This is a genomic window from Marinobacter sp. UBA2498 (assembly GCF_002341575.1).
GTDB classification, from domain to species: domain Bacteria; phylum Pseudomonadota; class Gammaproteobacteria; order Pseudomonadales; family Oleiphilaceae; genus Marinobacter; species Marinobacter manganoxydans.
The window spans coordinates 25,900-36,244 of record NZ_DDOI01000093.1 but is presented as its reverse complement, the minus strand read 5'-3'; the positions used below and the strand labels follow the sequence as shown (position 1 = coordinate 36,244).

Annotated in this window: 10 protein-coding genes and 1 pseudogene; 4 read left to right on the top strand and 7 right to left on the bottom strand. The window is 57.5% G+C overall.

The features are described from left to right. Nucleotides 1–982, bottom strand: a 982-nt coding sequence (gene gbdR / locus B2W52_RS13140; protein ID WP_286803475.1) for a choline metabolism transcriptional regulator GbdR, incomplete at its 3' end; no start/stop codon positions are given. A gap of 310 nt (nucleotides 983–1,292) precedes the next feature. Between gbdR and B2W52_RS13135 the strand changes: the two genes are divergently transcribed. Beyond that, on the top strand, nucleotides 1,293–2,675 hold the full coding sequence (locus B2W52_RS13135; RefSeq protein ID WP_273068976.1) for an L-serine ammonia-lyase: 1,383 nt from the start codon (nucleotides 1,293–1,295) through the stop codon (nucleotides 2,673–2,675). Between the two features lie 26 nt (nucleotides 2,676–2,701). Here B2W52_RS13135 and B2W52_RS13130 read toward each other — a convergent pair whose 3' ends face one another. The 3 genes from B2W52_RS13130 to B2W52_RS13125 all read right to left on the bottom strand — a co-directional run bounded on the left by B2W52_RS13130 (nucleotide 2,702) and on the right by B2W52_RS13125 (nucleotide 6,472). Continuing rightward, nucleotides 2,702–5,272, bottom strand: coding sequence for a GcvT family protein (locus B2W52_RS13130; protein ID WP_053112832.1), 2,571 nt, complete (start codon nucleotides 5,270–5,272; stop codon nucleotides 2,702–2,704). Nucleotides 5,273–5,505: 233 nt separating this feature from the next. Further along, a complete protein-coding gene (locus B2W52_RS22340; protein WP_227497799.1) occupies nucleotides 5,506–5,721 on the bottom strand; it encodes a hypothetical protein in 216 nt (71 codons plus the stop codon). A 232-nt stretch (nucleotides 5,722–5,953) separates the two neighbouring features. Further along, nucleotides 5,954–6,472 carry a DsrE family protein gene (locus B2W52_RS13125; protein ID WP_008172396.1) on the bottom strand — a complete coding sequence of 173 codons (519 nt, stop codon included), beginning with the start codon at nucleotides 6,470–6,472 and terminating at the stop codon, nucleotides 5,954–5,956. A gap of 355 nt (nucleotides 6,473–6,827) precedes the next feature. On the opposite strand from B2W52_RS13125, the gene B2W52_RS13120 reads away from it, so the two are divergent. After that, the gene (locus tag B2W52_RS13120) at nucleotides 6,828–7,034 is read left to right on the top strand and encodes a diguanylate cyclase domain-containing protein (protein WP_349677067.1); all 207 of its coding nucleotides are present in this window, start codon (nucleotides 6,828–6,830) and stop codon (nucleotides 7,032–7,034) included. Here the strand turns inward: B2W52_RS13120 and B2W52_RS13115 are convergent. Further along, on the bottom strand, nucleotides 7,031–7,774 hold the full coding sequence (locus B2W52_RS13115; RefSeq protein ID WP_008172391.1) for a maleate cis-trans isomerase family protein: 744 nt from the start codon (nucleotides 7,772–7,774) through the stop codon (nucleotides 7,031–7,033). The two genes, B2W52_RS13120 and B2W52_RS13115, sit on opposite strands and share 4 nt — an antisense overlap. 134 nt (nucleotides 7,775–7,908) lie before the next feature. Here B2W52_RS13115 and B2W52_RS13110 point away from each other — a divergent pair, with 134 nt between their 5' ends. Beyond that, nucleotides 7,909–8,301 carry a DUF2784 domain-containing protein gene (locus tag B2W52_RS13110; protein ID WP_273068975.1) on the top strand — a complete coding sequence of 131 codons (393 nt, stop codon included), beginning with the start codon at nucleotides 7,909–7,911 and terminating at the stop codon, nucleotides 8,299–8,301. A gap of 14 nt (nucleotides 8,302–8,315) precedes the next feature. Here B2W52_RS13110 and B2W52_RS13105 read toward each other — a convergent pair whose 3' ends face one another. Next, nucleotides 8,316–8,519, bottom strand: coding sequence for a DUF3185 family protein (locus tag B2W52_RS13105; protein ID WP_273068974.1), 204 nt, complete (start codon nucleotides 8,517–8,519; stop codon nucleotides 8,316–8,318). Nucleotides 8,520–8,574: 55 nt separating this feature from the next. Beyond that, a complete protein-coding gene (gene pdxR / locus B2W52_RS13100; RefSeq protein ID WP_273068972.1) occupies nucleotides 8,575–10,026 on the bottom strand; it encodes a MocR-like pyridoxine biosynthesis transcription factor PdxR in 1,452 nt (483 codons plus the stop codon). Between the two features lie 107 nt (nucleotides 10,027–10,133). On the opposite strand from pdxR, the pseudogene B2W52_RS13095 reads away from it, so the two are divergent. Then, nucleotides 10,134–10,345: pseudogene (locus tag B2W52_RS13095) on the top strand (pyridoxamine 5'-phosphate oxidase family protein); the annotation flags it as partial.

Here is a 10,345-nt window from a genome sequence, read left to right as displayed (position 1 = left end):
AGACTTCCATGCGTTCATACTTGGGCGCGCTCGCCATGGTCTTGCGATAACAACGGCTGAAGTGGGTGGCGGAAACGAAACCGCACATGGAGGCAATTTCCACGATCGAACAGGAAGTCTGCTTGAGCAGACGGCGCGCCCGGTTCAGCCGCACTCTCAGGTAATAGCGCGACGGCGTGCACCCCATGTGCTTCAGGAACAGCCGCTCCAGTTGCCGGCGTGAAATGCCTGCCAGAGTCGCCAGTTCCTGCAGTTCGATCGGCTCTTCGATATTGGATTCCATCAGCTGGGCAGCTTCCGCCAGCTTGGGTTGCGCCCGGGCCAGGCCCGGATGCATGGGCATGGGCTGTTGCTCACTCTCCTCCCGGACCCGGTCGCAGACAAACATGTGGGATATGGCATTGCTGAGCTCCTGGCCATGCCGCCGTGCCAGGAAGCTGAGCATCATGTGCATTGGCACCGTGCCTCCGGTGCAGGTCATGCGTTCACGCTCGACCGTAAACAGGCGGTTGTTGGTCTGAACCCGGGGAAAGTCTTCCTGCATGGCTTCCAGGCATTCCCAGTGGGCACTGCAGGCGTAGCCGTCGAGCAGACCGGCACTGGCCAGCACATAGGGGCCGGTACAGACCGCTCCCAGCAGGACATGCTGCCGGGCCATCTGTTTCAGCCAGTGCGCTTCCTTGCGTGAGAAACTGCGGGTGACATCAATCCCGGCGACCACGATGACCAGATCAAAGCTGTGCGCTTCCTGAATGGAGGCATCCGGGACCATGGTGATGCCGTCACTGGCGCGGGCGTAATCGCCCTCGGCCGTAAGCAGTTGCCAGGAATAGAGTTCGGTGCCTGCCAGCTGGTTGGCCATTCGCAGAGGTTCAACCGCCGTGGCAAGGGCAATCAGGGTAAAGTTGTCGATCAGCAGGAAGCCGACCCGATAGGGCTGCTGGACGGGCTTGTCTGTTTGCGAACCGGTATCAGTGGTCATAAACAACCCCCTTTGCCCTGCCTGGGCCAGTTGCGCCGGCCAATACCCGGAATGTCCGTACCGACCACCCCAACCTGAACACTAGCTGTTGCATCCGAGTCGTGCAATAAGTGATCAATTCCATACTCCTTTTATTCTATGACGGGGGCAATAATGCGGATGGTCCACATGCGACACGGTGCATGCCAGGATGGACTCAACGCGACGTGTCCTGCTGTCGGAAATCATCGTTTCCATGTCGCCAAAAAGCATGCGATTGGCCTCGATTGGCGCTAGTGTTGAATTACGTTCCTCAACAGGAGGCCACACATTGGCAGTCAGTCTGTTTGAGCTGTTCAAGGTTGGTATTGGCCCCTCCAGTTCCCACACAGTGGGACCCATGGAGGCGGCCAGAAGATTTGCCGGGTCTCTTGTGAGTGAGGGTCTGCTTTCTTCTGTCGGTCGGCTCAAGGTGTCCCTTTACGGGTCTCTCGGTGCCACCGGCAAGGGGCATGGCACCGGCCCTGCGGTAATGATGGGACTGGAAGGTGAACGACCAGACAAGATCGACCCGGCGGTAATGCCGGCTCGTCTTGAGCAGATCCGCGACCGTGGAACCCTCTTGCTTGCAGGGCAGCAGGCCATTGAATTCCGTGAGAATACCGACCTGGTCTATTACCGCCGCAAATCCCTTCCCGAGCACCCCAACGGCATGACCTGTCAGGCTTTCGACCGCGACGGGCAGTGCCTGTTCGAGAAAAGCTATTATTCGGTCGGCGGTGGGTTCGTGGTGGATGCAACCGTTGAGGGCACCCTGAAGGTGCGCGAGGATGACACCCCACAGCCATACCCATTCAGCAGTGCCAGGGTGTTGCTGGAGCTGTGTCGGGAACACAACCTGGCCATTGCCGACATTATGTCTGCCAACGAACAGGCGTGGCGCACGCAAGAGGAGGTTCGTAGCAGCATTCTGGCGCTATGGCAGGTGATGCGGGAGTGCGTACAGAGCGGCATTCAGCACGAGGGCGAGTTGCCCGGTGGCCTCAAGGTCCGGCGCAGGGCCGCGTCGCTGTATCGGTCGCTGATGGACAAGCAGCGGGTGGACCTGATTTCACCTTCCCTGAGTGCACTGGACTGGGTAAACCTCTATGCCCTGGCCGTCAATGAGGAAAATGCCGCCGGCGGGCGGATTGTGACGGCGCCCACCAACGGCGCAGCAGGGATTATCCCCGCCGTGCTTCACTATTACTGGGAATTCTGTCCCCGGGCGGACGAGGACGGCATTGTGCGTTTCATGCTCACCGCCGGTGCCATTGGTGTGCTGTTCAAGGAAAATGCGTCCATTTCCGGGGCCGAGGTGGGCTGCCAGGGCGAAGTGGGTTCGGCCTGTGCCATGGCCGCGGCCGGGCTTGCTGCGGCAACGGGCGGTTCACCGGAACAGGTAGAAAATGCCGCGGAAATCGGTATGGAGCATCATCTGGGCATGACCTGCGACCCCATCGGTGGGCTGGTGCAGATTCCCTGCATCGAGCGCAACGCCATGGCCTCGGTTAAGGCTATCGATGCCGCCATCATGGCCCTGAGGGGTGACGGCAAGCATTACGTTTCGCTCGACAAGGTTCTACACACCATGCGGGAAACCGGTCGCGATATGCTGGATAAATACAAGGAAACCGCCAGGGGAGGGCTGGCGGTCAACATCATTGAGTGTTGACCACCGCGCCTCTTCTCTGAACCCGGTCAGGATTTGACTCGCTCGTTGTCCGGATCAAACAGTGCCCGGTAACCCACCGCTTCGATTCGGATAGGGTAGTGCTCCTGGAAGTATTCCAGGGTGAGCTCACGCCCTTCCTGGGCGTACTCGACGGGGATGTAACCCAGCAGAATGATCTTCCTCACCGAAGGCCCCCACGCCACACTGGTGTTGTAAGAGCGGCGGCCGTGGCTATCCACCAGCACTTCACCGGTTTGTGGGTCCAGAATCGGCCATTGGCCAACCGGGTAGCGCAGAATGCCGTTGGCATCCCGGTGCTCGGTCATGGTCATCGTGCACAGGTAGGCCGATTGCCGTGGCCACTCCCGTTGCTCCAGATACGCGGCCTTGCCGTGAAAATCGGCTTCTTTGACCTTGGGTCGTTGCAAACCGGCTTCGTAGAGATTGTATTCCGTTTCCAGGTCCACGTTCTGCAGTCGCAGGCTCTTCTCCAGGCGACGGGTATTGGCGTAGGTTTCAATGCCCACCGGCGTAACGCCCGCATCGTAGAGCAGGTCCCAGATTCTCAGGCCATAGCTGAAGGGGAAATAGAGCTCCCAGCCCTGCTCGCCCACGTAGGATATTCGGAAGGCCCAGACCGGGACCCCTCGAATGTTCAGTTCCCGGACGGTGGCAAACGGGAAATTGTCCGCGGACAACTGGTCCGGGTCGGTAACGAACTGGGCCAATGTCTCCCGGGCCTTTGGTCCCCAGAGGCCAAGGGTCGCCAGTTCGTCCGTGCGGTCATGCACCTGGATGTTGTCCAGCCCCTTCTCCCGGGCCATACGGGTGATCCAGCAATAGTCCCGATGGCCGGTGTCGCCGCCGCAGACGACCCGATAGTCTTGCGCGCCCCGCCGAATGATGGTCAGGTCGGAACGCACGCCCCCGCGCTCGTCGAGGAAATGGGTGTAGACACCTTTGCCGTTGGGCGTGGTACCGCCGACTTTGGCAACCGACAGATATTCCAGCAGCGCTTCGGCGTTATCACCGGAAATGTCGAAGATGGCGAAGTGCGAGAGATTGATCATGCCCACGGATTCGCTCATCTCAAGCTGTTCGGCGTTGGATACCTCCCAGAAGTGCCGGGCGTCCCATTCGTGTTCCCGCACCGGGATCCGGTCGCGGTATTTCGCCAGCAGGGTGGACTCGTTGGCTGCATAACCGTGAGCACGCTCCCAGCCTGCGGCCTCCATGAAGTAAGCACCCAGACCCACTTCCCTCAGGTAGAAAGGGCTGGTTCGCATCTTGCGACCGGTAAGGTACGGCTCACGGGGGTGAACCGCCGGGGTGTAGATCTTTTTGGCCGTCTCGTAGCAGCGGTTGTACACGTAGTCCGGGGTTTTCTGCAGCGGGTAATGACGCGCAATATCGATACTGTGGGGATCCATCTGCGGGGAGCCGTGGGTCATCCAGTCGGCCAGGACCTTGCCCGCTCCCGGGCCGTCCTTGACCCAGACCGCCTCGCAGAACCACAGGTTACGGACTTCCGGGGATTCGCCCATGAGTGAACCGCCATCCGGTGTGACCGACAGCAGGCCGTTGAAAGAGTGTTTCTCTTCCCAGCCCAGTTCGCCGAGGATCGGCGTCATCTCAATGGCTTTTTCGTAGGCGTCCATGACCTGGTCCAGTGAAAGATCCCGCATTGAGGGGGACATCCGCGCATCACCGGGCTCCGCAATGGCGCCGGGGTAGACCAGCCGCGGGTTTTCCGCTTCGTAATAGCCCCACTCGATACGGCCGCCTTCGGTGGTGGTCGGGTCGCCGGTGTCCCGCACATAGGCGGAATTACCCTGGTCGCGGAACAGGGGATAGACAATCTGCTTGCCGGTGCCATTGAGCTCTTCGTAGGGCCCGAAAAACAGCAACGGATGCTCCAGTGGCATCAGTGGCAGGGGCGCGTTCGCGGTGTTGGCCATCAGGGGCCCCCATATGCCCATGGAGAGAACGACGTATTCGGTCTCAATGTAGCCCTTGTGGGTTTCCACGCCACGTACCTGGCCGTCCTGGACATCAATGCGGATGGCCGGCGTGTAGGCAAAGGCCTGCAGTTTGCCGGTGGCCACGGCTTCTTCCACCAGGTCGCCGGCAACACTCTGGGAGCGGGGCACTACCAGCCCGGCATCCGGATCCCACATCGCGCCCTGGATCTGACTTTCGTCCAGCAATGGAAACAGCTCCTTTGCCTGTTTGGGCGAGATCATGCTGACATTGGTGCCGAACGCTTTTCCGGAACCCACCTTGCGACGAAGCTCGTCCATCCGCTCGTCGTCGTCAGACCGGGCCACTTCCATGCCGCCGCATTTCACGTAATTGCCGCGTTTTTCGTAAAACGCCTGGCTGTACTTGGTGGTGTAAATGTTCAGCTTGTCGTGGGAAGTGGTGAAGCAGAAATCCGAGGCGTGGGAGGTGGAGCCGATGTCGGAGGGAATGGCGGATTTTTCCAGCCCTACGATGTCATCCCAGCCCTGTTCGATCAGGTGGTGTGCTACCGAGGAGCCAACGATACCGCCCTGGCCAATGATTACGACTCTTGCACGTTTCGGTAGTTGTGCCATTTTGGTTCCCCTTTGCCTGCAATGAACGCCCTCGCGCTGCCGCATATCGGCCAGGGCCCTGATTCAATGTGGCTCTAATTGCTCAGTGCAGGTGAATCCAATACGACACCGAGTTGTCCAAAAACGGCAGAGGCAGCCCCGAAGAATCCGGGCCACCGGCTGGCCCAATGTGTCAGTTTTTGTTGGAACGACCGGTATTGTGGAGAGATTCTTCGTGGTAATGCAGGGCTGCTTCAGCGCGGGCGACGGCACCAATTAATCAACCCGGAGATGACTAACAGTAAAATAGCAAGTGCTGATAAGTCAGATATCCAAGGTCCAATGCGCATAATGCGCCCAGAATGGAGATCCAGTAACAACTGCTGCAAAGAGATGCCTTCGCCATGATAAGTATCGAGAAGCTGCTTCCTGACTGCCGCAGGTGTGGCGCGTGGACTTGACCACGCCACCTGCTTATTTGCGGGTGGGACCGAAGTCCAGATCAATAATACTGATTCCGCCGCTCATGGGATGAGTGGAAACGGCTTAGCGACCGTCCGACCTCACCAGAACGTGGTGCACTGGCCCCGGAACCTCCAGTTTGCGAGCAATCGCATTCGTGTTCCACCTTTTATGTGATCAATCTTGACCAGCGGACCTCAAGGTGAACTTCAGCTCGCAGAGCAACAACCGATTTTTTGCTTAGGGGATTCGGACAACCGCGTACCCCTGCATCTGATAGCCGATGACCGAGACGAAACCATTATCTACCGGGTCGACCTCCGGAATGATCGTCGCCTCATCTACACCCATCCCTTTCAACGCGTAACGGCAAACTTCCAGTGTCACCCCGTCCTTCTTCATTTGTTTAAGAGTCGTCTGGAATTTCTGTACCTCGGCCAGCTCTGCCTCATTAAATGATGCGCTGTCAGTCGAAAGCAGTTTCACCACCGGCCCGTGAAAAACGATGGCGATGTTGGGATCTTTCGCAAGTGCCTTCACTTCAGGTGCTTTGTAGGAGTTCTTTATTACCAAGAAAACGGGGTTAACGACCTTGGGATCTCCTTGGCTCACCTCGTAGACAGCGTCATAGTTTTTAACGCCCTTCAGAGCATTGTCGTACCCGGCTGCACCTGCAGGTAAAGACATCAGGACCATATAGATGGCCGCAAAGAAGATGGGGGGAATTCGGCGAAGTATGCTTTTATAATTCACGCTCATGACAAATCTCCTTGAGGGATAGGAACTTGTTTTTTTGTCAGCCAACCCATAAAAATGCTCCAGAATCTAAAATATTCTCCCTAAGCTAATACAGGTACGATATATCATAAATGTACCAATTTGGAGCAAGTTGGGGTTCTAGCAGTCGAACACACGAAGCTGAAATAGACCTGAAAACAGTTGCCAGGCATGCAGTTGAAACCGGACAGTTGAAACCGCAGACTGAAACCGGGACAGATCTATTTGAAACCAAAATAGGTCTAGTTGAAACCGGGACAGATCTATTTGGGGTGAAAATAGGTCTGTGGGATGAAAATAGGTCTGTCCTGAGGGCGAGCATGCCGACCGGTTTGAGCTGCTGGCTGCGGAGGTTCTGAAACAATGGCAGGAGAGTGCGGTGCCAAGCGAGCACAGCCCCGATAGCAAGGTGCTCAGCTGCTCCATCGGGATTTGTCAGGGCCTGGCCAACGAGTTTGATTCAATCGACGACATGATCCGAAGGGCCGACGAAGCCCTGTATTGCGCGAAAAAACAGGGCCGCGCCAGATACGTAGTGGCCTAATCCTCGGGCATGTGTTCGAACAGACTGCCCAGCCCCGACTGGGGACTGAGCTTGCCGCACAGTCGCAAAGCCTCCCAGAAACTGACCTGATTAGCGGTCAGTATCGGCTGCCCGATTGCCTGCTCCAGATCGGTGAGCCAAGCTGAAGAGTGGAGAGCTGTGTCTGGCATCAGCAGGGCGTCGGCCTCTTCCCTGACGTTGGCCAGAGCGAATTCGATAACCGCGTCTTTCTCAAGCAGACCGACTTCCGCGGCTGTGATGATGCCTCGGCTGGCCAGGTGCACGACCTCGATATCGAAATGATTCAGGAATGCCCGGAATCGCTGCGCGACCTCCTCCGGGTAGGTGGCAGCGATGGCCACCCGTTTGGCGTCAATGGCTTTTACCGCTCTGGCGAATGCCATTGCTGTCGTCGAAGCCGGTACACCGAGCAGTTTCTCGAGCGTATCGATCTGCTGGCGAATGCCATCTAGGCCGAGCACAAAACTGGCGCTGGTGGAGGTCCACATCACCGACTCAATCCCTGAGCCAGCCAGCGCTTCTGCACCCTTGGAAAGCCGGCTGACGCTGCCCATCTCACTGAGGGCTTCAACGGTGTGGGCGTCCTCCAGGAATTCAGTGTGGATGAGGGTTATTTGCGCCGGGGGCTCTATCATGGAACCCATCAGGGGATAATCATCTTCGGCCGCATGGCCCGGGTAGAGGAACCCGAGTCTGGCTGGAGGCGGGGTGTGGCTCATAGAACGCTCCCTCACTGGCAGAGATTGACGTGCCTGTACAATAGACCAAAACTGGCAACTCAGCAGTCTTTGGAGAGTAGCGATGGAGAATAGCTATGGAGAGTAGCTATGGAGAGTAGCGATGGAGAGTAGCGATGGACAGCCAATGGTTACTGATCTTTGCTGATGCGCTCCTGATCCTGCACACGATACTGGTGGCCTTCGTCATCCTGGGACTGGTGGCCACATTCGCTGGCTATTTCCTGAATTGGCGGTGGGTGCGCAATTTCTGGTTCCGTCTGAGCCACCTGGCGGTTATTGCTATTGTGGTTCTGCAATCATGGCTGGGTGTGTTATGCCCGCTTACGAGCTGGGAAATGGCGCTTAGGGCTAAGGCCGGGGAGGCAGGCTATGAGGGATCGTTCATCGAGTACTGGCTGCAGTCCATCCTCTACTACAGCGCTCCGGACTGGGTGTTTATTCTGGCTTACACGGTGTTCGGCGCGCTGGTCCTGGCCAGTTGGTTTCTAGTCAGGCCCAGGCGGTGAAAAAACGGACTGGCTTATTTCTTGAAAAATAGAAGGAAAGCGCCCGCTGCGGCTGAGGCTGCCCCGCCAATCAGATACCACATGGTGTCGTCGGTAAATCGGCCTGTGACCGTTTCGGTCAGCTGGTTCCCCAGAGACTGGGTTGATTGGTAGCCGAAATAGAGCAGCCCTATGCCAACCACGAGTAAAACAATACCGACCAGCTTTGAACTTCCCATTGAATTCTCCTTTTGAATGCCTCTGATTTGCAGCTTGCCACGGGATCAGGAACGCTTAAAGGTAATTTGAGAGAGTCTGGTTCGTCAGTTTGTCCCGAAGCTCGGTGACACACCTGGCAATTTCGAGCTCGTTGGCGCTGGCAAACCCCATAACCAGGCCGGTTCTGGCCGCATCTCCCAGAAAGTGCGCGCTCAGCGGTGTACTGCCAAATCCCCTGGTTTTCAGCCATTGGCTGAGCGCCAAGTCGTCAAAATCTCCTTCAAGTACCAGATGCATCCCGGCGCTTTCCGCCACCGGTTGAGCAAGACCGCCGAGCTTTTCCGTAACCTCGCTCTGGAAGAGTTGCCACTTGTCCCGATATAGCTGGCGCATGCGCCGCAGATGGCGTGTGAACTGACCACTCTCAATGAATTCGGCGATGGTTGCCTGGGTAAGAAGGGGCGTTTCGCCACCGCTAATCTGCTTCGCCCAGAGCAAGGGTTCGACTACAGCCTCCGGGACCACCAGATAGCCTACCCGTAATGCCGGCAGCAGCGTTTTGCTGAAACTGCCCATATAGAGCACGGGCGCATTCTCGAACAGGCCCTGAATAGCGGCGAAGGGCTTGTTGTAGAAGTGGAACTCGCTGTCGTAGTCGTCCTCGATGATCCAGCACTCATTGCGCTGGGCCCATTGGACGAGCGCCATTCGCTGGGACAGGTCCAGGATGCCGCCCATGGGGTATTGGTGGGTGGGTGTGCAGAAAAGGAGTCTGGCCCTGGCAGGCTCAATGCCGGGCAACGCTTCCACATCCAGAACCTGGTTTCTAAGGGGTATTGGAATCAGTGGGTTGCCAAAACGGTCAAGTGCATTCCGGGCGCCACGGTATCCGGGGTTTTCACACAGGATGCTGTCATCCCGCTGAAGAAACACATCTGCTAGCAGCGAGAGTGCCTGTTGTGCGCCGTTGGTGATGATGATTTGACTTTCTTCGCAGCGAACACCGCGGGAGGTTCTCAGGTAGGCGGCGATGGCGCGTCTCAGGGGCTGATACCCCTGGATGCTGTCATATCCCCGCAGTGACCGGCGGCTTTCCTGATGGTGCATGATCCGGTTCCAGGCACGGATCGGAAACGCGTCAAGGTCCGGCAGGCCCGGCTGGAATGGCGAACTGGCGTCTTCAACAGGCTTCGACTTCCCCCGTGGAAAGGCAGGCAGCGGTGGCAGTTCCGTGGAGACGCCACGAGGTTTGCCAAGACCCGGCCCTGAGGGGTTCACGGCCGATTTGATATCTTCATGGACGAAAATGCCCTTCCCAACACGACTTTGAAGAAAGCCCTCGGCCTTGAGCTGTTCGTAAACCGCGTTCACCGTGTTGCGGCTGATGCCGAGGTCCTTTGCCATCTGGCGGCTGGGCGGCAGCTGGCGCCCGGGTGGGTAGCGCTGGTCGAGTATCCGTTCGGACAATCGTTGATACAGCTGATGCTGCAGGGGATGCGCGCTGTCCAGGCGAATATCATCGATCACATCAACTGGTCCTATCAAAAGTCACAATCTGGATCTTTCGATGGTATCAGAAGTGCCTTTCAATAGAAGTACATTTTGTGAAGTGCAAGACCGGAAAGGAGCTTTTGATGACAACGACTGATCTGGCAGGGGCCACAGCGTCCCCTCTGACTGCCTGTCCACGCAGCAGGGTGCAGAGGGCAGTAAAGCGAGCAAGCTATGACAGGGAAACAGCTTACAGGTTGATTGATCGTCTCAAAACGGCGCATGTCGGATTTGTGGAAGATGGCGAGCCTCGCATCATCCCGATCACTGCCTGGCGGCTTGGTGATGATCTTTA